Source organism: Clostridium thermopalmarium DSM 5974 (genome assembly GCF_002995795.1).
Lineage (GTDB): Bacteria > Bacillota > Clostridia > Clostridiales > Clostridiaceae > Clostridium_H > Clostridium_H thermopalmarium.
In genome coordinates, this window is the sequence record NZ_PVXN01000040.1 from 19707 (window position 1) to 42580 (window position 22874).

Genomic DNA, 22874 nt, shown 5'->3' on the forward strand with positions numbered 1-22874 from the left:
AACTTTTGATTATGGGATCATTTATTTTTTAAAAAATATAAAAGCGCCAAAAAAGTTCGGCGCTTTTTCATATGTATTTTTATACTAATTTATCTAACTCTTCTTGCCCAAGCATAATCTGATCTGCTTAATAGTGAACTTATCTTTACAACGTCTCCTGTTCTTGGAGCGTGAATGTAAGAGCCATTTCCTACATATATACCTACATGGTGTACTGGATTATCACCATTCTTAAAGAATACCAAATCTCCTGGCTGTAAATCATCTCTTGAAACGTAAGTTCCTACTTCAGCTTGGTCACGCGAAACTCTTGGTAAGTTTATTCCAAAATGAGCATAAACATATTTTGTAAATCCTGAACAATCAAAGGAATTTGGACCAGTTGCTCCCCAAACATAAGGAGTTCCTAGAAATTGAGATGCATAACTAATTAATGCATCAGATGAATAACTAGAACTAGATTGAGACCCTCTTGATGGTCTATTGCTTGATGAAGTAGATTTTGAACTAGTCTTTGAACTTGAGGCTGCTGATTGATATCTTCTTTTTGCTTGTTCTATAAGCTTTTTAGTTTGTGCGATTTGTTCTTCATCTGCTTTTAAAGCATTAGCATATAGAGCACTTTGCGCTTTTGCTTCTTCAATAAGCTTATTTTGTTTCTTTTTATCTTCTTCTAATTTTTTAATCTTTTCTTGCTGAGCTATATTTAATTTTTTTAGATTACTCTTCTCTTTTTGCAGTTTTTCCTGCTTTGCTTGTAAATCTTCCTGCTTTCGTTTTAGGTCATTAACTATCTTTTTATCTAGTTCTGTAATTTGCTTAACCGCTTCTATCCTTTCAATGAAATCGCTTAAATCTTCCGCACCTAAAAACACTTCTAAATATCCACCTATGCCGTTCATATACATTGCCTTAATTCTTTCATTAAACAGCTCTTGTTCTTCTTCTATGTCCTTTTGTGCCTTTTCTATTTCGCTTTGAGCTAAATCTATATCACTTTCAATTGATTTAATTTTATTCCTGTTTTCTTCAATTTCCGACATTAAGCTTTCTATTCTTCCATCAAATTCTTCAATTTTTGCTTCTAAATTTGCTATTTTATTTTGAACACTTTTATATTGATTTTTATGCTGTTGTAGTGTATTCTGTTGGCTTTTTAGCTTGTCCGATAACGTATCTGCAACAGCTCCAGTTGTGCTCATAGTAACTAATAAAACTGCTGCTGTTACTATTGACGCCACTTTCTTATGCACTATTCCCATCCCCTTTGCAACTTAATTATTTCTTCTCTACGTGAAAAACATACAATATATTATATCATAAAAAGATAACATTTACAGGGTAAAATCTTTAACTTTCTGTAACTTATTACAACTTTAAAGAATATTTATATACCTCTGACTTAGCTATATTTCTGTCTTTAGCTACTTTTTTTATAGCATCTTTTTTGCTTATTCCCTCATTCATATATTTCTTTATATGCTCTTCAATTGTTAATTTCCTCCATACCTCCTCCTCTTCTTTTCTTTTTTCTTCTCTGCTCTTACCTTGAACCACAAGCACATATTCTCCTCTTGGTTCCTTATTTCTATAATATTCTATAGCTTCACTCAAATTCCTTCTTATTATTTCCTCATGAATTTTAGTAAGTTCTCTACATATAGCAATCTGCCTATCCCCTAAATTTTCATATAAAAATTCTAAAGTCTTTATAAGTCTATGAGGTGCCTCATAAAAAATTAAGGTCTCTTCTCTATCTTTTAAATCTTCTATAATAGACTTCCTATCTTTATTTTCTCTAGGCAAAAATCCTCTAAATAAAAACTTAGTTGTGTCAAGTCCTGAATAAACAAGTGCTGTAGTAACAGCAGTGGCTCCAGTCAGCACATCAAACTCTATTCCCTCTTCTATGCACTTTTTCACAATAACACTTCCTGGATCTGATATTCCAGGAGTTCCAGCATCAGACACTAAGGCTACATTCTTTCCTTCCTTTAATATCTCTATAATGTTCTCACTTTTCTCGTTTTCATTAAACTTATGATAGCTTACAAGGGGCTTTTTTATATTAAAATGATTTAAAAGCTTCAGACTCTGCCTTGTATCCTCTGCAGCCACTAAATCTACATTTTCTAAAACTTCCAAGGCCCTTAATGTTATATCCTTTAAATTTCCAATAGGCGTTGGAACCACATACAATCTACCACTCACAGTATCTCCTCCTTTTCTCCGCTCTAAATTCCATTTATCCACTTATCTACTGTACCTATAAGCGCTTTTTACTCCCCAAACTTTTTAACCTCTGTTTCCACTCTTTCCTAATTTATTACTGGCCGCTTCTTCCATAAATTTTATTTATCTGTTCCGAATAGTTTCCATATTCATCATAAACAAAAATAGGAGGTTCCCATTTAAGAAATGCTCCTCCATCTCTCTGCCCTTCTACTAATACAATATTAGGAGCTTTTTTAGTATTAGGATGAATCATCTGTATTCTTTTTGGTTCTATTTTATGTTTCCTCATCAAGGTTAATATATCTGCTAATCTATCTGGTCTATGTATCATATACATTCTCTTATTATTATTTAATAAAATTCTACAGGCTATTATCACATCTTCTAAAGTGCAGCAAATCTCATGCCTTGCTATTGCCATCTTATCCTCAGGATTTACTATGCCTGAATTTGCAAGCTTGTAAGGCGGGTTTACTGTAACTACATCTGCTTTAGGAAGCTTTTTTAAAAGATCTAAATTTCTCAAATCTCCATTTATGAAATTTACCCTATGTTCTAATTTATTAAGTTGAACTGACCTTTTAGCCATTTCAACCATTTCTTCTTGTATTTCAATTCCTGTTATACTTGATGCTTCTGTTTTTCCTGCAAGGATAAAAGGAATTATTCCTGTTCCGCTGCATAAATCTATAACACTACTTCCTCTCTTTACCTGTGCAAAATTAGCAAGTAAAACTGCATCTATTCCAAACCTAAATCCTTTCTTTTTTTGTATTACATAAAGATTTTTTAATTGTAGATCATCTAAAGTTTCATCATTTTTTACTAAATCCATATCCAAATTATATCACCACTTTATAATATTATACCCAATATTCTAACATCTTCTAAGATTATATACTATCCTTAGCCTATTATAATATATCATATTATAAATTTTTTAAAATTGTATAGAATACTCTTTCTTTTTTTCCTATTCTTACAATTGCTATTTCCCGCCAAAAAAGTTGTATTATAATACCTAGTAAATATTTAATGTGGTATTAAAAAGCACATAAAAATATACTTAAAGCCATTATAATGATAGATTATAAAAATTTATATTTTGAATACTTATTTGGAGGTGACAATTTGAAATTATTAAGGCAAATTGCTATTATCTTTAGTATATACTTTTTAGGAGAAGTAATCCAAAAAACCTTAAGCCTTGCTATACCAGGCAGTGTACTTGGAATGCTTATACTTTTACTACTTTTATCCACAGGAGTTATTAAACTTAGAATGATTGAAGATATCAGCAACTTTTTATTAGACCATTTAGCTTTTTTCTTTATACCAGCAGGCGTTGGTCTAATTTCAAGTTTCTCCATGCTTAAAGGAAACTTACTTGCTATTATTATTGTATCCTTACTTTCTACCATAGTAGTATTATTGGTTACAGGAATAATAGTTCAACTTATGATGAAAGGGGAAAACCAATGAGAGGTCTTATTGATACTCCACTCTTTGGAATATTAATTTCATTAATTGCTTTTGAAATTGGATGTTTAATATATTCTAAAACTAAAATAACTTTATTTAATCCACTACTTATAAGCATTGCTTTGATAATAAGTTTTCTTATTAAGTTTAATATAAGCTTAACTTACTATAATATAGGGGGACAATTCATATCCTTTTTTCTCGGCCCTTCTACTGTGGTACTAGCTGTTCCTTTGTATAAAAAAATAAACCTGCTAAAAAAATATGCTATACCTATATTGATTGGTATAACTAGCGGGTCTTGTATTGGAATTATTACTATAATTATATTGAGCTATATTTTTAAAATAGATAGTCCGCTGAATTCTTCTCTAATCCCTAAATCAGTGACAACTCCTATTGGAGTTGAGATATCAAAGCAGCTAGGAGGAATACCATCTATTACTGTAGCAGCTATAATTTCTACTGGTATTATAGGAGCTGTTATAGGACCTGCAATCTTAAACTTATTTAAAATAAAAAATAAAGTTGCAGTGGGTATTGCTATAGGCACAGCATCTCACGCAGTAGGAACCACAAAAGCAATAGAGCTTGGAGAAACAGAAGGTGCAATGAGTGGATTATCTATTGGTATTGCCGGACTTATTACTGTATTTTTAGCTCCTGTTTTATTTAAAATTTTTAATGTACTTGTCCAATAAAAAAAGTCGTCACAAAGACGACCTTTTTTATTACTATTATTCGTCAGCTGAAATTGCTCCAACTGGACAAACATTAGCACAGTTTCCACAGTCTATGCAAGTGTTTGCATCGATGTTGAATTGAGTATCTCCTTGGCTGATTGCTCCAACTGGGCATTCAGAAGCACAAGCTCCACAGCTTACACATGAATCACCGATCTTAAATGCCATGAAAAACACCTCCTCAAAACTTTAGATACATGCATTTATTTAATATGTACATGCCCTTTCTATTTTACCACGTTTGTCTAAAATTTAAAAGCCATAATTTTATATTACATTATATCCCATATCATCTAACAAGTCTTGTATTTTTTCTAAGGTTATAAAGTAGCTGTCATATACTATATCCACTTCTCCTTTTTCCTTTTTTATATGACAAGCTATAATTCCTTCTTCATTACTTAAAGCCGTTCTTATAGTTCCTACGTCACTTTGAGATCGAAGATTAGAAACTTTTATAATCGCTTTCATGTCGCTCCCCCTTAGTTATCGTCTAATAACTCTCTTAAAGTCTCATCATCTATATCTTCAGCTTCTAATTCAATATCATCTTCATTTATAGGTACATATTCATATTCTCCAGATACTAAAGATATTTCATGTATTTTTAACTCCTTTATATCATCCTCACCATCTGGAGTCTTTATTTTAACTTTAACGCTTTCCTTTACCACAGAATTGCTAATAACCTGACCTCTTCCATAAGGAGTATCAACAATAGAATCTACCCTTGGAAGCTTCTTTTTTATATCTTCATAGGTTGATTGTTCGTAATTTAGACAGCACATAAGTCTTCCGCAGATTCCTGAAATCTTAGTAGGATTTAGAGATAGATTTTGTTCTTTTGCCATTTTTATAGATACAGGAACAAAGTCTCCTAAGAAAGAAGCACAGCACATAGGTCTTCCGCAAGGTCCAAGTCCCCCTATCATTTTAGCTTCATCTCTAACACCTATTTGTCTTAATTCTATTCTTGTTCTAAATACAGCTGCTAAATCCTTAACTAATTCTCTAAAATCTACTCTTCCTTCTGCTGTGAAATAAAATATAATTTTGTTGTTATCAAAAGTATACTCCACATCTATAAGCTTCATTGGAAGTTGATGTTTTTGAATCTTCTCTTCGCATATTTTTAGAGCTTCTTCTTCTCTTCTCTTATTATCCATATGCTTATTTACATCTTCTTCTGTAGCCTTCCTTATAACATTTTTAAGTGGAGTTACAACCTCATCTTCACTTATACTCTTAGGCCCAATAACGCACTGACCAAATTCTATCCCTCTAACTGTTTCAACTATTACATTATCGCCTTGTTTTATGTCTAATTCGTTAGGGTCAAAATAATATATTTTTCCTGACTTTTTAAACCTTACTCCTACTACTGTTACCATTTTAGACCTCCTGCATCTTAAGCAACATCATATCAAAAACTAATACTAAATTAACTTTTCTTTCTATCTTCTCTCTCGTATCGTTTATTATATCAATGATTTTACTTAGTTCTTTAAAAGAATATATATTTGAAAGACCCTTTATCTCTTTTATTTTATCAACGTTTATAATAACATCGTATTTTCCCATCTCTTTATAAAGGATAATATCCCTTATATAAGAGATAAAACAATTTAATATTTCCTCCCACCATTCTTTATACTTGTTGAAAAATTCCTCGTATGTTTTCATTATATACTTTTCTTTCTTATTTAGTAAAACTAATATTTCCATAGTTATATTTCTAAGATTTTTAAATGTTTCATTTTCTAAAAAAAGCTCACTCCGTCCAGGTATTCCTTCACAAAAGTTTATAACCTGCCTTATCATCTCATTATCTAAATCAGGGTACTCTCTTTTAATATACCGTTCCATTTCCTCAAAATTTAATCTTTTAAGTCTATGAATTTGGCATCTAGATTTTATAGTCTCTAGTATAAGTTCTGAGTTTTGGCAAAGAAGAATTATAGTAACTCCTTTGGGAGGCTCTTCTATGGTCTTTAAGAAAGCGTTTTGAGCTTCTGTTGTCATTTTATCAGCTTCATATACTATTACAACTTTTTTATCACCCTCATATGGCTTTTTATTTACTTCTTTTATTATGTCTCTTATGTCATCTACACCTATAGATTTCTTGCTTTTTTCAATTCTCCACTCTATGATGTCAACGTAAATTCTATCTATCTCTTTCCCTAAAATCTTTAGAGCAGTTCCTTTTGCTATAAGACTTTTTCCAAGTCCATCTTCACCTATTATAAGATGAGCATGAGAAAACTTTCCTTGCGCTATAGAGTTTTGTATTTGAGTTTTAATTGCTTCATGTCCTATTATATTTTCAAAGCCCATCTTATACCTCCCTTTATGCGAACTCTTTATTTTTATCCAAGTTCACATTAACATACTAGTTTATGCTTATATTTTTATAAATTGATCTACATCAATTACAAATATAGTAGCTCCCCCCACTTCAACCTCAACTGTATAAGGAACATAAATTCCTGTAGATCCAGTTACTGGTGGAGGTGTTGTAACCACCTGATTTCTTTTTTTACAAACATCTTTTATTATAGATATCACATTATCTACATCCTCTTTTTTAACACCTATCATTAAAGTAGTATTTCCTGACTTTAGAAATCCTCCTGTGGTGGCAAGCTTAGTGACCCCGTATCCAGCTTCTGTAATTACGTCTGTTAAGTCCTCTGCATAATCGTCTTGAACAACTGCAATTACAAGTTTCACCATATATCCCCCCTTAATAATTAAAGTCTAATTTATTTAATCGAATCTTAAATGAATATAAATTTAATACTCATTTAAAGCCCTCATTTGTTATTAATTAATTTTATTCTTTACCTTATATTTTAACATATTTATTTCTTATTTCATTAAAAGTTTTTTCTTTACCAAAAAATTCCTTATAATATTAACTTATTATTCCTTAGTAATAGTATCTAATTTATCCTTTATAAGTCTTCTTACATCTTGAAAAACCAATTCTATTTCCCTATTTGCATCTACTCTTTTTATTCTATTACTATAAACTTCTAAAATTTTAAGATAACCCTCTCTTACTTTATTATGGAATTCTAAATTCTCTAGATCTAACCTATTTACTTCCCTTTCCTTATTTTTACCTATTCTTTCAAGACCTATCTTAGGTTCTATGTCAAGATATATTGTAAGGTCTGGCATATATCCTTCAATAGCAAACTCATTTATTTTCATAACTTCATCCATTCCTATTCCCCTAGCGTAACCTTGATAGGCAAGAGAAGAATCAATAAATCTATCGCAAATCACAATTTTTCCATCTTCTAAAGCAGGAATTACTTTCTCAGCCATATGTTGTCTTCTGGATGCAGCATATAAAAGAGCTTCTGTTCTTTTATCCATAGCTGTATTACTTTTATTTAAAATAACCTCTCTTATCTGCTCTGCTATATCTATACCTCCAGGCTCCCTTGTAGATACATATTCAATCTTACTTTTATTTAAATCCTCTTCTATCATCTTTATAATAGTTGACTTTCCAGAACCCTCTGGCCCCTCTAATGTTACAAATAAACCCTTCTTCATATGTTTACCATCACCCTTTTGTTAATTTTACTACCTTAACTTTGATACCATTATCTGTGTTTATTATTCCCATCACATCTATTTTGCTTTCTAAGCAATATTCTATAGTTTTTATAGCTTCTTCACTTATTTCTTCTCCAAGAGCTACTATAGGTATTCCCGGCGGATATGGAATTATGGATTCTGCACATATTTTTCCCTTTGAATCTCTTAGATTAACATATTCTTTATCTTTATCTATTACCTCATATGGTAACATCTTAGTTTCTGGTATATTATGATTTGACATATTATAATTTATATTATTGCAATCATGTTTTAAAATGTCCATAGGGCAATTCTTGAGAACCTTATACAGTTTTTCAAACTCATCTTCCGTATTAAAAGGTGAAAAGATAAGTATAACATTTTGATTATCATTCATCTCTGCCTGAATTTTGTTTTTTCTTAAGTATCTTAATAGCTTTCCCGCATTATAATCTTTTGATAAATTAATTATGTATCTTGATAAGTCCAAATCTCCTTCTATATTATCTAAGTCTTCTCTTCCTAATATATGAATTCCTTTAATCCTATTTATCTTTTTTCTATACTTGTTTGCTATGTCTATAAGTTTTTTATAGTCATCTTTTCCATATTCCTCAAGATAAAATCTAGCATAGTCCATAGAGCACATCAACATATATGAAGGACTAGTACTTAAAAATATATTCAAATAAAATTTAACCTTATCTATGTCATCACTATTATTCAAATGGAGATAAGCTGTTTGTGTAAGGCTTGGAAGCGTCTTATGAGAACTCATTACTACCATATCTGCTCCAAGAGATACTGCACTTTTGGGAAGTTCTTCTGAAACTCCAAAATGGGCACCATGAGCAGAATCTACTAATACCTTCATTTGTCTTTTCTTAGCTTCTTCTACTATAAACTTTAAATTAGGGCAAACTCCATAATAATTAGGATAAGTTATTATAATTCCTTTAGCATCCCTATTTTCATCAAGTACATGCAAAAAATGCTCCTCATCTATAGAAAGAGGAGCATCGTATTTTAAATTAATTTTATTTTTTATATAAACAGGTTTTAGCTTTCTTAATATAATTCCATTAAATATAGACTTATGGCAATTTCGTTCAACAATAACCTTGTCGCCCTCATTAAATGTAGAAAATATCATGGTAAGGTTTCCACTAGTGCTTCCATTCACTAGAAAATATGACCTTTTACTTCCATAAAATTTAGCTAAAGCCTCTTCAGCTTCTTTTATTATTCCTTCAGCATTGTGAAGATTATCTACTCCTTCAACTTCAGTTATATCCATATCTATAAAATTTTTATATAACTCTCTACCAATTTCAGTTGAATTGAAACCTATCTTTCCTTTATGTCCTGGCATAGAAAATCTTATGTTATTCTCTTTTATATACTTTAAAACTCCTTCTACAAGGGGTAATTTTGGCACTTGCATTCCTCTCCTCTTATCATATGGTTCACTATATATTTTTTTATACAGCATTTATAATACTCATAAAAATCTGTACCGCTTTCAGCATTAGTTATTCTATCTTCACAGCTTTTACATATTCCTCTTCCATTTATCATTATACCATCATTTAGAGGCTTTCCACATATAATACATTTTTGTTTTTGCATTTTTACCCCCTCAAAACAATTACTAATATTCGGATTATTGCCCCTTATAGTATATTTTATTCAGTGATCTATATAATCTTATTTTGTCCACAAAATTTTTTTATTTATTTTTTAGTAATATTATGGAACTTATTATAAAAATTTAATATTGTCTTTTTTCATAGTTAATATACAAACTGTACATACTAGATTTGAGGTGATAAATATGAAATATAAAAATGCAAAAACTACAATATCAGTATTTACAGCTTTACTACTTTCATTAAGTTTATCAGCATGTGGTAATAATCAACAAAGCACAAACCCACCACCTACTGGAAGAACAGGACAAAACAATACAGTAAGGAACGGTAGAATGGGAGCTAATCTTAATCCAGATGGTACACTAAATAATAGAGTTACGTATCCTAATATAGAAAATAACACTACAAGATATAATAATGGATATACTAATAGATACAATACTAATATCATTAATGATACTAGAAATAATAATATTGCAAAGGAAGGACTACAAGAAAGTACAACAAGAGATGACTCTGGAAGTGATAACATAAATGCATCTAATAATGATATAAAAAGAGCAGCTGCAATAGAACGTGCTGTAAATAAAGTTAAAGGTGTTAGAAGTTCCAGGGTAATTGTAAGTGGCAATAGAGCAATTGTTGGTGTAGATATTGGATCAGCTCAAGAAGGTAAAATGACTACTGAGTTAAAAAATAATGTTGAAAGAGTCGTAAAAAATGCAGATAAAAGAATTCAAACTGTAGCTGTAAGTGCTGATGCTGATATATTTAAGAGAATTACCAATATTGGTGAAGGTATAAGAGCAGGAAAGCCATTCTCTCAATTTGGTGCTGAAATAGAAGAAATCTTTAGAAGAATAATTCCTAGATAATAAAAAAACGCCAACTTGGCGTTTTTTTATTAATTTTGAATAATTACTAATGTTCCTTTTGGTATATATTTATACATCCATTGTATATTAGGAACTGCTACTCTTATACATCCATGTGAAGCTTTAGAGCCAAGCTTTTTAGCTTCTGAGGCTATCTCTTGTCCACTTCTTGTGTGAAGAGTACTGTGGAATAAAAAGTTATTATTCCATCTAATCCAGTTGTAGCATATTACCGAATTTCCCGTTCCTGTATAGAAATATGGTCCTCTATCTCCTATAACATATGTTCCTGTTGGCGTCGGAGTTGAATCTAGTCCTGTAGAACACTCAAAGCTTTTATATAACTTTCCTTCCTTGAATATATAGACCTTTTGCTCACTTAAATCTACCTTAATTGAGTAATCTGTTCTTGGCTTTATTGTTTTTAACTGAGATTTATAAACATAACCCTTTACTGGCTTTAAGGAATTATAATCAGTTGCTTCTATATAATAAAAGTCACCTACAGTTTTTAGAATTTTAACTCCTACTGTACTTCCATAAAAATATCCTACATTTTTAGAACTTGCACTTGGCTGTGCTTTAATATAAATACGCTGTGTTTCTCCAGCATTTCCAACTACTAAAGAACTAACACTTGGAGCTGTAGATCCTGTAGATGATGTAGGTTCCTTGACTTTATATGGATCTCCTACAAGTATTATTTTTTTTACCTCAGTTATTTTTTCTACTTCTTTGTACTCAATTTCTTCCTTGTCTTCTTCAGAGTTTACATCAAGATTTTGTGTATCATTACTAATGTCTTCTTTATCTTCCTCTAAAGCAGCATCATCAGTCGTTGAAACCTCATCTATTTTCCCATCATCTGCTATCTTATTATTAGCAACTTCCTCATTATTAATTTTCTCATCACCAACTACTTTGTCATCAATTGTTTTGTCATTACTGATTTCCTTATTATCAACTATTCCATTTTCATCTTTATTATCAACTATTCCATTTTCATCTTTATTATCAACTATTCCATTTTCATCTTTTTTGCTTTCACCTTCAACACTGTTTTTATCAGATGCTGCTGAAATATTATTTTTATCTTCTACATTCACTTTGTCTTGATTTTCTACAGCAGCTTTTTCTTCAATTACTTGTCCATCTTTTTCTTGAGGTTTAATATCTAATTTAGACTTTTCATCATCTTTATCTTCTTTAACCTTAGGAACTGCAATCTTTTCTATGCTTTTAATCTTTACCTTCAATAAGTATAGTCCATCTTTGCTGGCTTTCCATGAAAAACTATCCTTATAAGGTGTAAAGGAAACTAGAGTTTTACCTTGTATAAGATCATCAATACTATAACTATATGAATACTGTTTTCCTTCTTCCTTTTTTACCTCTATGTTTCCTCCTACTGAATAGTTATTTTGTATACTGCTTAATTTAACGTTGGGCCCTTGTCCATTATCCTTTAAGCAAAGCATCATATCCCCCAAAAAGTTATCATAACCTTTTGTATTAGCTGGTGTAGCTCCTGCTCTTTTGACCCAAACTGATATACCATATTCCCCTTCTTTTAGCTCAGGAGTAGTTACAGTAAATACCTTTTTACCATCTTGGGCTGCTGTATATCCATTAGTTATATCCTGCCATATATTGTTTTTTCTATTTACTATCCAGACTCTATACTGAACCTTTCCTGCATAATTTGTAAATATATCAATTGTCTGAGTATCTCCTTCCCTTACAATTGCATATTCAAGGTTTAACCTCTGTATTTTAGGAAGAGATTCTGCAGCATAAGCACTTGTAACCCCAGTAAATACTGTTATTATTAAAGCTAAAAATATTGTTTTTACCAATGAATAACTTCTCAGTTTTGTCATACTTTACCCCCCTTTTATTTCCAATTTGTTCCAACAACTTATTCTTCTATTATACGATTTCTATATATGTTTTTCAATAGTTATATATATTTTCTTTGCAAGGGCATACTAATAAATGATATTCTACAAAAGGAGGAAATTTTATGAAAGAAGAGATTATAAAACACTTAACCTTAATAGAGGAAGATATCTGTGATATAGCTAAATATCTATATGATTACCCAGAAGATAGTTTCTGTGAACATAAAGCTTACGAGTACTTAACTAATATTCTTAAAAATAATGACTTTAAAATAGAAGAAAATTATTTAGATATGCCTACAGCTTTTATGGCTCAATATGGTGAAGGTCATCCAAAGATTTGTTACATATGTGAATATGACTGCATATGTAGAGATGGTCATATTTTAGGAACCAACTTAGTACCAGCAATGTCTATAGGTGCAGCTCTTGGACTTTCAAAGATTATACCTAAAACTCATGGCTCTGTAGTTGTAATAGGATGTCCCGGAGAATTTTTAAGCGGTTCCAAGGTAGTAATGGCAAAGCAAGGTGTCTTTAATGATATAGATGCCGTTTTAATGGTTCAGCCTAATGTAATTAATGCTAATTGTTATACTTCTCCTGCTGTACTTCCAGTTAAAATTACATATCGTTGTAATAAAGCTTCTGGATGTACTGAAAATAATGCTTACTCTGCTTTTGATGCGTGTCTTTTTACCTTGAATTCTATAAACACTATAGTAAAGGGATATTCTAAGGAATGTTCTATTGACAGAATAAGCATAAATGGAGATTTAGCTCCAAATGTATTAACTAACAATATAGAAAGCAGCTTTACCATTAAAGCTCCAAATCTTACTTTAGCAGAAGAGATTAAAAGCAAGCTTGAAAAACTTGCCTATGGATTAAAGGACTTAATGAATATAGATTCACAAGTATCACTTGCAGGAGCTCCTTATGAAAATCTTATATCAAACAAAACCTTGTGCAGACTATTTTCTCACAACTTAAAAGAGCAAGGTATTATAGAGCTAGATGATGAAGTAAATGTTCCACATGGATTAAGTCTTGGAAATGTAAGCCACATCGTTCCAACTCTCAGGTTTCTTATAAAGATTACAGAAGATGACTCCATTAAATTTGCATCACAAGAGTTTGCAAAGGCTACTTTATCTTCCTTTGCCAAAGAAAAAATGATGTCTGCTATTAAAGCTCTTGCATTTACAGGTCTTGATTTGATGAGCCAAGAAGCTTTAATTTCCGAGGCAAAGCTTGAACTTAGTCAGTATAATAAAAAACACTAGGGAATAGACCTAGTGTTTTAAAATACCTGTTTTGTTCTTAACCAGTTTAATCTGCTAATAAGCTTATAACTTGGCTCAAAATAAAATCTAACTTTCATACGGCCGTTATCATATAAACACATATATAAATCATTAGCTACATTTAAACAGCTGTATTTTCTACAAAAAATAGTTTTGAACCTTGAAATAATTTTGCCCATATTTTCTAAAGACTGTATATCCTTTATCTTTATACTCTCCATTACTTCTTGTCTTGAATCTTTAATCTTATATATTATTAGTTCATCTTGAATTATAGAGTATTTATACTTTATACTATATTTGTTTATATGCATTATTATCAATAATGATATCATACATACTAACAATATGATAAAATATGTACTAAATTCATTTTTGCAAATTTGTCTCTTTTCAATTACACATGACGTTATTATAGAAACAGCTAGCAAAATAATTATTGTAAGTATAGTTGGAATCTTTTTTCTTACTACTGTTTCCTTATACATTTTATATTATCCTCCACTATTTTTAATAGTCCAATACAAATTATACTTCTTTTTATAATCCTTCTCAACCCTTTTAGTCCTTTTATCTATCTATTTAAGTTTATTTAACTAAATTTTTACGGATTATATATAATAAGATATGATATTTTATATCCTTACTTATTACTTTCTTTATATTTCTAAATAGTAAGTATATTCAGTCAAGATAAAACTCTTCTTAAAACTTCGTTTTATCTTTAGAAATACTTTTTACTAAGTTATAATATAAATATATATACTGGAAAGGATTGAGTCTTATGATTTGTATATATAAAACTGTAAGTGAAGTAAATACTACATTGCAAGAGCTTGATACTGTTGAGCCTGGGTGCTGGATCAATATGGTATCTCCTTCTGAGCAAGAAATATTACTAATATCTAAAAAAACTGGAGTATCGCCTCAATTTTTAAATGCAGCCCTAGACGAAGAAGAAACATCCCGTATAGATGTTGAAGATAATAATCTGCTTTTTATAGTAGACATACCTTTCACAGAGATGGAGGAAAACTCTTTAACTTACGATACATATCCTCTTGCTATAATACATAGTGAAAATGCTATTATAACCGTATGTTTAAAAAATAGTAAATTATTAACAGACTTTGTTGATGGGAACATACGCTCTTTTTATACCTTTAAGCGTTCTAGATTCACTCTTCAGATTCTTTATAAAGTATCTAGTTACTTTTTGCTCTGTCTTCGTCAAATTGGTAAAAAGAGTTTAATGATTCAAAAAAAGTTGCATAAATCTATGAGCAACAAAGTACTTATGCAGTTGCTTTCTCTACAAAATTCTCTTGTATATTTTTCCACTTCCCTCAAAGCCAATGAGATAACTTTAGAGAAAATGTTAAAGCTTGAAGTTATGCAAAAATATGAAGAAGATAGAGATATACTGGAAGATGTAATAATTGAAAATAAACAAGCTATAGAAATGACAGGAATATACACCAATATCTTAACTGCAACCATGGATGCTTCAGCTAATATAATTTCCAACAACTTGAACCTAGTTATGAAGCTCCTTGCCTCTATAACCATAGTTATGTCTATACCTGATATATATTCAGGTATATTCGGTATGAACGTTACGGGACTTCCTTGGTCTTCAGCTCCTGACGGCCCAGGGTTTGCTATTTCACTAGGCTTAATCATTGTCAGCATTATTGCAAGTATTATCATACTTAATAGAAAAGGAATGTTTTAACATCACTTATGGGATTTGCATTTAGAAAAGCTTAACTTCGCGGAAAATGGAGGAGTGGATGTGCCTACAGCACATCCACTAAAATTAAATTGTTGCACAATTTAGTTCTTGAGCATATCATAGTTAGTAAATATAATTAAGCGGGATGTGATACTTTGATAGCAAAACGATTAAAGTTCGGTGATACCATAGGACTTATTGCTCCTGCAAGCCCTGAAGATCCAGATAAAATAAAGAAATCAATTGAGTTTTTTAAAAGCCTTGGTTTTAAGATAAAGGAAGGAAAGCATTTATACGATAAATGGGGATATCTTGCTGGAAATGATAGAGATAGAGCAGAAGATTTTATGAATATGTTCTTAGATGACGAAGTAGATATGATTTTATGTGTAAGAGGCGGATACGGCTCTATGAGAATACTTCCCTTCTTAGACTTTAAAGTCATAAGACATAATCCTAAAATTTTAGTAGGTTTTAGTGATATAACTGTATTTTTAAATACAATTTTTCAAAAATGTGATCTTATAACTTTTCACGGCCCTATGGGAAGCTCTAATCTACAGGATGAAGAAACTTTAAAAAACTTTTTAAGCACTCTTATGAACGGATATCGTCCATATAAGCTCTCAAACCCTTCAAACATAAATCTGAATTGCAATATACGAGGATATGCTAAAGGTAAAATTGTAGGCGGAAATCTTTCTTTAATTGCTTCTACTTTGGGAACTCCTTACGAAATTGATACAGAAGATAATATTCTATTTATTGAAGATGTAGGTGAACAGCCTTATGCCATAGACAGAATGCTCACTCATCTTCATTTAGCTGGGAAACTTAAAAAGTGCAAAGGATTTATACTTGGTCAATTTACAAATTGCTTCTTACCTCATTATGAGAGAAGTTTGACTTTGAATGAAGTTATAAAAGATAGAATCTTGTCTCTTAAAAAGCCAACTCTATCTAACTTTATGTCCGGACACGATTATCCAAAGCTCACTATTCCAATAGGAGCTGAAGCAAGAATAGACTGCTATAAAGGAGAAATTGACATACTAGAGCGGGTAGTTCAGTGATATTAGCTTAGAGAGTTTAGTTTTTTCTAAACTAAGTGCAGCGACTAAACTCTCTAAGCTCTTAATTTCCTGGGCTATAATCATTTTTATACTATTTTCTTTCTCTTACAAATATCAATTTGTATATTTGAATAAGCACTAATGGAAGAAGTGATAGTGCGTAAACCCATAAATATTGATTAGAATTAAGTTGTGCAGCTTCAAAAACCCTCTCCAGTGGCTTAAAGCCTATAACTATTTGCAGCAATATAATTCCTATTATTAGGGCAATCCAAATAAATTTATTTGAAAACACTCCTATTTTAAATATGGATTCTTTTGATCTAGAATTAAATCCATGAAATAACCTTGCAAGACATAATGTAGCAAAGGCCATTGTACTAGCAATTAGTGTATTATTTGTTAACAAGCCTATATGAAAGGCTATCATGGTACATATAGCTATGATTATTCCCTCTACTATTACCTCAATTCCAAAAGCCCTATTTAATATAGGCTCATTTATACCTCTTGGCTTTTCATTCATAATATGCTTATTATAAGGTTCCAGACCTATAGCTATAGCAGGAAGGCTGTCTGTAACTAAATTTATAAACAACAAATGTACTGGCGCAAATGGAATTGGAAGTCCTGCAATTGATGCATATAATACGGATATTATACCTGCAGTATTTCCCGACAATAAAAACTTTATGGAATTCTTAATATTAGCATATATACTTCTTCCGTTTGCTACTGATTTTACAATAGTTGAAAAGTTATCATCTGTTAATATCATAGATGCTGCATCCTTAGCAACTTCTGTTCCTGTAATTCCCATAGCTATGCCTATGTCTGCCTGCTTTAATGCTGGAGCATCGTTTACCCCATCTCCTGTCATGGCAACTACATTTCCTCTTTCCTGCCATGCTCTTACTATTCTTATCTTATGTTCTGGAGATACTCTAGCATATACAGCTATATTTTCTACTTTTTCCTTTAGTTCTTCATCACTTAGAGAATCAAGTTCATATCCCTCCATAGCCTTATCTTCACCTTGAAGTATTCCTATCTCCTTTGCTATAGCTGAGGCAGTTACTTTATGGTCTCCAGTTATCATAACAGGCTTAATTCCAGCACTAATACAGCTTGCTACAGCATCTTTAGATTCCTTCCTTGGAGGATCCATCATAGAAATCAATCCTAAGAAGATTAAATTGCTTTCATCCTCTAGAGTAGCTTCTTTTCCTTCCTCAAATTCCTTATGGGCAAAAGCTAAAACTCTAAGCCCACTTTCTGAAAACTCCTTATTTATGCGTTCTATTTCTTTTTTTTGTTCTTCTGCAAGAGGATGTACTCCATCAGATTTTCTTATATGAGTACATCTTTGTAAAAGCACATCTAAAGCACCTTTAGTTATCATATAAACTTTATCATCTTCACATTTATTAATGGTACTCATAAGCTTTCTATCCGAATCAAATGGAATCTCACCTAATCTCGGATACTTGTTCCTTATCTCTAACTCATCTAAGTCATATATAGCTCCTAAATTTACTAAAGCAACCTCTGTTGGATCTCCAATTTCCTTATTTTCGGTTGTAACCGCATCATTACATAAAAGTGCCATAAACACCAATAATCGCTGAAGCTTTTCATTGCTGTCAAGCTTATCCTTTTCTATAACTTTATCATCCACAAATATTTTTTGAACTGTCATTTTATTCTGAGTTAAGGTTCCCGTTTTATCTGAACATATGACAGAAATACTTCCGAGGCTCTCAACTGCATGAAGCTTTCTTACTATGGCATTTTCTTTTGCCATCTTTTGAGTCCCAAGAGCTAGAACAATGGTTACAATTGAACTTAAAGCCTCTGGTATTGCAGCTACTGCCAAAGATACAGCAAACATCAAAGCATCAAGGATAGAAGATCCTCTGAATATATTTATTGCAAAAATTATTGCAGATATTATTAATATTATTACAGCAAGCTTTTTTCCAAACTTATCTAGGCTCACTTGTAGAGGAGTTTTCTTCTCTTTCGCATTTTCTAATAGATTAGCTATCTTACCTATTTCTGTATTCATACCAACAGCAGTGACCAAAACAACTCCTCTTCCGTAAGTGACAAAGCTGCCTGAAAAGACCATATTTTTTCTATCTCCAATACCTACATTTTCCTGATCTATTTTTTCTGTAACCTTTAGTACACTTTCAGATTCTCCTGTTAAAGAACTTTCATTTACTTGAAGGCTATGAGATTCAATGATTCTTCCATCAGCACTTACATAATCTCCTGCATCTAAATATAGTATATCTCCTACAGCTATTTCTCTTGAAGGTATTTCTATTCTTTCTCCATTTCTTAATACCTTAGCTGTAGGAGAAGAAAGAGCTTTTAAACTTCTTAAAGACTGCTCTGCTTTAACATGTTGTGCAGTTCCCAAAATAGCGTTTATAATTAATACAACTAATATAACAATAGTACTTTCAAATTTTCCAAGAAAAGCTGATATTACAGCTGCAGCTATAAGTATTATTACTAAAAAATCCTTAAACTGTTCTAAAAATATTTGAAAAGTGCTTTTTTTAGCTCCTTCATCCAGCTCATTAAAGCCATATGTTTGTCGGCTTTTTTCTACTTCTTCAGCACTTAATCCTTTTTCCGTAACTTCTAAGGCTTCCATTGCTTCTTCAATTGTTTTTCTATAAAAATCATCCATAAATATCTTCCTTTCAAAAAATAAAATAAGCTCTTTTAATATAATTCCCCAAATAAACCATATTAAAAGGACTTTTAATCAAATTTATTTTAATATTTTATCAAATACTCCAATAGATGATAGGAATACTATAAACACCAATACAGGTGTAACATATCTCAAAATAAAATAATAGAAATTTATAAGTTTGTTTTGCTCTATTGCACCTTGATTGGATAATTCCTTTTCTATATCTTTTTTAGGTACTGTATAACCAATAAAAATTGCTATAATAAGGCCCCCTAAAGGCAATAATATGTTAGAGGATACATAATCAAACAAATCAAATAATGTTTTACCAAATACAGTTATTCCTCCAAGAACTCCAGATGCATCTGCTGAAAGAGCTGCTGGTATCCCAAAGATAAGTATTATAATTGCATTTATCAAAACAGCTTTCTTTCTAGAAAATCCTTTTTGTTCCACAAAATATGCAATTGCAACCTCACACATAGAAATCATAGCAGTGGTTGCTGCAATTGAAGATAATATAAAAAATACTACTAAAAGTATGCTTCCAAAAGGCAATTTGCCAAATACAAGAGGTACAGTCATAAATAATAATCCTGGTCCTGCTGTTGGCTCCATATTAAATGAAAAAACTGCTCCAAAAACAGCTATGCCCACTAAAAGGGAAACTATAGTATCTGATATAGCTACCTTAGCAGCTGTGGACATCATATTATCTTTTTCAGTAAAGTAACTTCCATAGGTAGTCATAGTACCCATTCCTAAGGACATTTTAAAGAAGGCCAGTCCCATAGCAACGAGTATTCCCTGCTGAGTTAACATAGAAAAATCTACTTTAAATAAGAATTTAAAGCTGTCCTTCACACCTGGTAATGTTAATGCTCTTACATCACATACTAGAATCAATACAAACAATATAGGCATAAGAGTCTTTGTTATTCTCTCAATTCCATTCTTTACTCCTGATGCTAGAATAATAGAGACTACAGCAATAACAACAAGCTGCCAAGCTATAGCACTCACTGGATTAGTTATGGTATCCATAAACATCACTTGTACATTTTCTGCAGTAGCTTCATTGAAATCTCCTTTTATTGCTCTAAATACATAGGAATAAACCCATCCTCCTACAGCACTATAGAAAAACACTATAAAGTATGAAGATAAAATAGATGAAATTCCTATACTTCTCCACTTCTTATGAGAGTTTAATTCTTGTACTGCTCCTACAACGCTTTTTCTTGTTTTCCTTCCCATGTAAAATTCGCTTATCATAACAGGAAGTCCTACAAAAATTATACATATGAAGTATACTAATAAAAATGCTGCTCCACCATTAGAGCCAACTACATAAGGAAATTTCCATATATTTCCCAACCCTACTGCCGAACCTAGAGTTGCAAAAAATGCTGCCAAGCCCGATGAAAATCCTTCTCTTCCCTTATTGTTTTTCATCTCTTATTCCTCCATAATCAAAATATCAATTGGTACTTAATTCCAATTAAGAACTAAAATCATTGCAGAAAATATATTGTAAATAGTATACAATAATTGATTATAAAAAGTAAAGATTAATTAAAAACTTATAATATAAAATATAAAAAAAGCCTCATTAACTCATGAGGCTTTTTAGCACCTTTCCTATGCTATCATTTATCACAAGATCTGCTCTATTGTCATATGATGTAGAACTCTTATTTATAAGAATTAAATTTTCTCCATTAAAATACTGTATAAGTCCTGCCGCTGGATATACTACCAATGAAGTTCCTCCTACAATTAAGGTATCCGCCTCTTGAATATGTTTCACTGCCCTTTCCATCACATCCATATCCAAAGGTTCTTCATATAATACCACATCAGGTTTTACAATTCCACTACATTCATCGCAATATGGAGTCAACTCTTTACTATTTAATACATAATCTAAATCAAAACTCTTGCCGCATTTCATGCAATAGTTTCTATGGACAGAACCATGTAGTTCTAACACATTTTTTGAACCAGCTATTTGATGCAATCCATCTATATTTTGAGTTATTACAGCTTTAAGCTTTCCTCTCTTTTCAAGTTCTGCAAGAACAATATGAGCATAATTAGGCTTTGCATCCTTATATATCATCTTCGCCTTGTAAAAATCAAAGAAATCCTCTGTATGTTCCATGAAAAAACTATGACTTAACATAACCTCTGGAGAATAAGCAAAATTATTTTTAGTCTTATACAAACCATTTTCAGACCTAAAATCAGGTATATTGCTTTCAGTTGAGACACCAGCTCCTCCAAAAAAAACAATATTTGAACTTTTATCAATCATTTCTTTAAACAATTTTAACTTATCCATAATAATCATCTCCTAATAAAACTTTATTTATAATTATACAAAAAAATAAAAAATTAGGATAGGTGTGTATGTTTATACTCCTATCCTTTAACTAATTATAACTTCCTATTGCCTGTTTCTCTAACCTATCAAACATTTTTTTCATATTACCATATCCCTCTGGACACAATTTTTTAACCTCATAAATACTATTTAAAGCTTCCTTAGGATTATTTGCTTTAAGCTGAGCATCTATGAAATAATACCACATTAATGCATTATTTTTATTATAATCTTTTTTTAAATTAAACTTATAATAATCAACTACCTTTTTAAAGTAGTAAGGATATACATCTCTTGCCTCAACTAATCCTCCATCATTAAATCTTAATACCTTAACAACATATGCATCTCCATTTGCCTTTTGCCATAGCGCAATTTCATCTCTTCCATCACATCTTCCTTGTGTATTAGGCATATCCTTTATGAGTATTTTGTGGTACCCTTCTTCTCCAATAAGCTGTAATTTGCAGTCATCATTGAACTTATATATTCTTAAATCATTTCCTTCCTTATATCCAATAAAGCTTCCTATTAAAAGCTCATCTTTATTATCTCCATTTATATCTGCATAATATATATCATAAACTAGTCTGCCTTCTCCATAATCTCTTAATATTTCCTTCCATTCTCCTCCATCCTCTTTTAATACAATTATTCCTCCTACATTATCATTTTTTATAGACTTAAATGTAAATAGTATTTCCTTTTCCTTATCTCCATCTAAATCTTTATACTTAATCGTATTATTTCTTTTAGATTTTATTGCTGAGTATAATTCCATATCTTTTGGCATAAATTTATATACAATATCTTCTACATATTTTGATTTAGTAGTCATAGCTATAGTTTTTGCTGTTGTATTGGTTAAAGAATTGTATTTGTTAAAGCTTATCATAAGTACTCCAGCCATAATAGCTATAGCAATTTTCTTTATCACATTTATTCCTCCTTAAAATTAAATACATAAATTATTATTTACCCATAAATTAAAATAAATTCTAAGAAGGAATAAATAAAAAAGCACTAAGAAATTTCTTAGTGCTTTAATTCTTACCTGGCAGCGACCTACTCTTCCACACCGTCTCCAGTGCAGTACCATCGGCGCTTTGAAGCTTAACCTTCGTGTTCGGAATGGGAACGGGTGTTACCTTCAAGCCATAACCACCAGATATTAT

23 protein-coding genes and 1 rRNA gene are annotated in these 22874 nt (G+C 31.1%); 6 read left to right on the plus strand and 18 right to left on the minus strand.

Annotated features, from left to right (window positions below; all coding sequences use genetic code 11):
- Positions 1-89: 89 nt before the first annotated feature.
- From CPAL_RS08200 to CPAL_RS08210, 3 genes are all read right to left on the minus strand, one after another.
- Complete coding sequence (locus CPAL_RS08200) at positions 90-1253, minus strand: C40 family peptidase (RefSeq protein ID WP_106024414.1); 1164 nt, start codon at positions 1251-1253, stop codon at positions 90-92.
- Positions 1254-1368: 115 nt separating this feature from the next.
- The gene (gene rsmI / locus CPAL_RS08205; protein ID WP_061857811.1) at positions 1369-2211 is read right to left on the minus strand and encodes a 16S rRNA (cytidine(1402)-2'-O)-methyltransferase; all 843 of its coding nucleotides are present in this window, start codon (positions 2209-2211) and stop codon (positions 1369-1371) included.
- A gap of 115 nt (positions 2212-2326) precedes the next feature.
- On the minus strand, positions 2327-3070 hold the full coding sequence (locus tag CPAL_RS08210; RefSeq protein ID WP_207654926.1) for a tRNA1(Val) (adenine(37)-N6)-methyltransferase: 744 nt from the start codon (positions 3068-3070) through the stop codon (positions 2327-2329).
- A gap of 296 nt (positions 3071-3366) precedes the next feature.
- Here CPAL_RS08210 and CPAL_RS08215 point away from each other — a divergent pair, with 296 nt between their 5' ends.
- Both CPAL_RS08215 and CPAL_RS08220 read left to right on the plus strand, forming a co-directional pair.
- The gene (locus tag CPAL_RS08215) at positions 3367-3717 is read left to right on the plus strand and encodes a CidA/LrgA family protein (protein WP_061857812.1); all 351 of its coding nucleotides are present in this window, start codon (positions 3367-3369) and stop codon (positions 3715-3717) included.
- Positions 3714-4418, plus strand: coding sequence for an LrgB family protein (locus CPAL_RS08220; protein ID WP_061857813.1), 705 nt, complete (start codon positions 3714-3716; stop codon positions 4416-4418). The genes CPAL_RS08215 and CPAL_RS08220 overlap by 4 nt, the downstream gene beginning before the upstream one ends.
- Positions 4419-4454: 36 nt before the next feature.
- Here the strand turns inward: CPAL_RS08220 and CPAL_RS08225 are convergent, their stop codons facing one another.
- The 8 genes from CPAL_RS08225 to CPAL_RS08260 form a co-directional block, all read right to left on the minus strand.
- The gene (locus CPAL_RS08225; protein WP_061857814.1) at positions 4455-4628 is read right to left on the minus strand and encodes a DUF362 domain-containing protein; all 174 of its coding nucleotides are present in this window, start codon (positions 4626-4628) and stop codon (positions 4455-4457) included.
- Positions 4629-4727: 99 nt separating this feature from the next.
- Complete coding sequence (locus CPAL_RS08230; protein ID WP_061857815.1) at positions 4728-4931, minus strand: heavy-metal-associated domain-containing protein; 204 nt, start codon at positions 4929-4931, stop codon at positions 4728-4730.
- Positions 4932-4942: 11 nt separating this feature from the next.
- Positions 4943-5851 (minus strand): PSP1 domain-containing protein, encoded by a 909-nt coding sequence (locus CPAL_RS08235; protein WP_061857816.1) that lies wholly within the window; start codon positions 5849-5851, stop codon positions 4943-4945.
- A gap of 1 nt (position 5852) precedes the next feature.
- Positions 5853-6797: a DNA polymerase III subunit delta' gene (locus CPAL_RS08240; RefSeq protein WP_061857817.1), complete on the minus strand. Its 945-nt coding sequence runs from the start codon at positions 6795-6797 to the stop codon at positions 5853-5855.
- Positions 6798-6863: 66 nt separating this feature from the next.
- The gene (locus CPAL_RS08245; protein ID WP_061857818.1) at positions 6864-7193 is read right to left on the minus strand and encodes a cyclic-di-AMP receptor; all 330 of its coding nucleotides are present in this window, start codon (positions 7191-7193) and stop codon (positions 6864-6866) included.
- A 192-nt stretch (positions 7194-7385) separates the two neighbouring features.
- Positions 7386-8030, minus strand: a complete 645-nt coding sequence (gene tmk / locus CPAL_RS08250) for a dTMP kinase (RefSeq protein WP_106024416.1) — start codon at positions 8028-8030, stop codon at positions 7386-7388.
- Positions 8031-8040: 10 nt separating this feature from the next.
- Positions 8041-9495, minus strand: a complete 1455-nt coding sequence (locus CPAL_RS08255) for an aminotransferase class I/II-fold pyridoxal phosphate-dependent enzyme (protein WP_106024420.1) — start codon at positions 9493-9495, stop codon at positions 8041-8043.
- Positions 9474-9686 (minus strand): sigma factor G inhibitor Gin, encoded by a 213-nt coding sequence (locus CPAL_RS08260; RefSeq protein WP_061857821.1) that lies wholly within the window; start codon positions 9684-9686, stop codon positions 9474-9476. The genes CPAL_RS08255 and CPAL_RS08260 overlap by 22 nt, the downstream gene beginning before the upstream one ends.
- Before the next feature lie 205 nt (positions 9687-9891).
- Here CPAL_RS08260 and CPAL_RS08265 point away from each other — a divergent pair, with 205 nt between their 5' ends.
- Entirely contained in the window at positions 9892-10584 is a 693-nt protein-coding gene (locus CPAL_RS08265) for a YhcN/YlaJ family sporulation lipoprotein (protein WP_061857822.1), read from the plus strand.
- Between the two features lie 29 nt (positions 10585-10613).
- Here CPAL_RS08265 and CPAL_RS08270 read toward each other — a convergent pair whose 3' ends face one another.
- Positions 10614-12464, minus strand: coding sequence for a L,D-transpeptidase (locus tag CPAL_RS08270; protein WP_242976299.1), 1851 nt, complete (start codon positions 12462-12464; stop codon positions 10614-10616).
- A 143-nt stretch (positions 12465-12607) separates the two neighbouring features.
- On the opposite strand from CPAL_RS08270, the gene CPAL_RS08275 reads away from it, so the two are divergent.
- On the plus strand, positions 12608-13771 hold the full coding sequence (locus CPAL_RS08275) for a zinc-binding metallopeptidase family protein (RefSeq protein WP_061857824.1): 1164 nt from the start codon (positions 12608-12610) through the stop codon (positions 13769-13771).
- A gap of 17 nt (positions 13772-13788) precedes the next feature.
- Here the strand turns inward: CPAL_RS08275 and CPAL_RS08280 are convergent, their stop codons facing one another.
- Complete coding sequence (locus tag CPAL_RS08280; protein WP_061857825.1) at positions 13789-14280, minus strand: hypothetical protein; 492 nt, start codon at positions 14278-14280, stop codon at positions 13789-13791.
- A 296-nt stretch (positions 14281-14576) separates the two neighbouring features.
- Here CPAL_RS08280 and CPAL_RS08285 point away from each other — a divergent pair, with 296 nt between their 5' ends.
- Together CPAL_RS08285 and CPAL_RS08290 are read left to right on the plus strand one after the other, a co-directional pair.
- Entirely contained in the window at positions 14577-15527 is a 951-nt protein-coding gene (locus tag CPAL_RS08285) for a magnesium transporter CorA family protein (protein ID WP_061857826.1), read from the plus strand.
- 155 nt (positions 15528-15682) lie between these two features.
- Positions 15683-16600: a S66 peptidase family protein gene (locus tag CPAL_RS08290; RefSeq protein WP_061857827.1), complete on the plus strand. Its 918-nt coding sequence runs from the start codon at positions 15683-15685 to the stop codon at positions 16598-16600.
- 91 nt (positions 16601-16691) lie between these two features.
- Here the strand turns inward: CPAL_RS08290 and CPAL_RS08295 are convergent, their stop codons facing one another.
- The 5 genes from CPAL_RS08295 to rrf all read right to left on the minus strand — a co-directional run bounded on the left by CPAL_RS08295 (position 16692) and on the right by rrf (position 22868).
- Positions 16692-19304 carry a calcium-translocating P-type ATPase, PMCA-type gene (locus CPAL_RS08295; RefSeq protein WP_061857828.1) on the minus strand — a complete coding sequence of 871 codons (2613 nt, stop codon included), beginning with the start codon at positions 19302-19304 and terminating at the stop codon, positions 16692-16694.
- 84 nt (positions 19305-19388) lie between these two features.
- Positions 19389-20768, minus strand: coding sequence for a sodium-dependent transporter (locus tag CPAL_RS08300; RefSeq protein ID WP_106024417.1), 1380 nt, complete (start codon positions 20766-20768; stop codon positions 19389-19391).
- 157 nt (positions 20769-20925) lie between these two features.
- Entirely contained in the window at positions 20926-21657 is a 732-nt protein-coding gene (locus CPAL_RS08305) for an NAD-dependent protein deacylase (RefSeq protein WP_106024418.1), read from the minus strand.
- A gap of 91 nt (positions 21658-21748) precedes the next feature.
- Positions 21749-22636: a hypothetical protein gene (locus tag CPAL_RS08310; protein ID WP_061857831.1), complete on the minus strand. Its 888-nt coding sequence runs from the start codon at positions 22634-22636 to the stop codon at positions 21749-21751.
- A 115-nt stretch (positions 22637-22751) separates the two neighbouring features.
- A 5S ribosomal RNA gene (rrf, locus tag CPAL_RS08315) occupies positions 22752-22868 on the minus strand.
- Between the last annotated feature and the right edge of the window lie 6 nt (positions 22869-22874).

Excerpts from the sequence above, each read along its gene's own strand:
- CPAL_RS08275 (WP_061857824.1), top strand. The coding sequence starts at position 12,608 with ATGAAAGAAGAGATTATAAAACACTTAACCTTAATAGAGGAAGATATC.
- CPAL_RS08230 (WP_061857815.1), bottom strand. The coding sequence starts at position 4,931 with ATGAAAGCGATTATAAAAGTTTCTAATCTTCGATCTCAAAGTGACGTA.
- CPAL_RS08240 (WP_061857817.1), bottom strand. The coding sequence starts at position 6,797 with ATGGGCTTTGAAAATATAATAGGACATGAAGCAATTAAAACTCAAATA.
- CPAL_RS08295 (WP_061857828.1), bottom strand. The coding sequence starts at position 19,304 with ATGGATGATTTTTATAGAAAAACAATTGAAGAAGCAATGGAAGCCTTA.
- CPAL_RS08260 (WP_061857821.1), bottom strand. The coding sequence starts at position 9,686 with ATGCAAAAACAAAAATGTATTATATGTGGAAAGCCTCTAAATGATGGT.
- CPAL_RS08235 (WP_061857816.1), bottom strand. The coding sequence starts at position 5,851 with ATGGTAACAGTAGTAGGAGTAAGGTTTAAAAAGTCAGGAAAAATATAT.
- CPAL_RS08305 (WP_106024418.1), bottom strand. The coding sequence starts at position 21,657 with ATGGATAAGTTAAAATTGTTTAAAGAAATGATTGATAAAAGTTCAAAT.
- CPAL_RS08300 (WP_106024417.1), bottom strand. The coding sequence starts at position 20,768 with ATGAAAAACAATAAGGGAAGAGAAGGATTTTCATCGGGCTTGGCAGCA.
- CPAL_RS08220 (WP_061857813.1), top strand. The coding sequence starts at position 3,714 with ATGAGAGGTCTTATTGATACTCCACTCTTTGGAATATTAATTTCATTA.
- CPAL_RS08270 (WP_242976299.1), bottom strand. The coding sequence starts at position 12,464 with ATGACAAAACTGAGAAGTTATTCATTGGTAAAAACAATATTTTTAGCT.
- tmk (WP_106024416.1), bottom strand. The coding sequence starts at position 8,030 with ATGAAGAAGGGTTTATTTGTAACATTAGAGGGGCCAGAGGGTTCTGGA.
- CPAL_RS08210 (WP_207654926.1), bottom strand. The coding sequence starts at position 3,070 with ATGGATTTAGTAAAAAATGATGAAACTTTAGATGATCTACAATTAAAA.
- CPAL_RS08280 (WP_061857825.1), bottom strand. The coding sequence starts at position 14,280 with ATGTATAAGGAAACAGTAGTAAGAAAAAAGATTCCAACTATACTTACA.
- CPAL_RS08265 (WP_061857822.1), top strand. The coding sequence starts at position 9,892 with ATGAAATATAAAAATGCAAAAACTACAATATCAGTATTTACAGCTTTA.
- CPAL_RS08285 (WP_061857826.1), top strand. The coding sequence starts at position 14,577 with ATGATTTGTATATATAAAACTGTAAGTGAAGTAAATACTACATTGCAA.
- CPAL_RS08225 (WP_061857814.1), bottom strand. The coding sequence starts at position 4,628 with ATGGCATTTAAGATCGGTGATTCATGTGTAAGCTGTGGAGCTTGTGCT.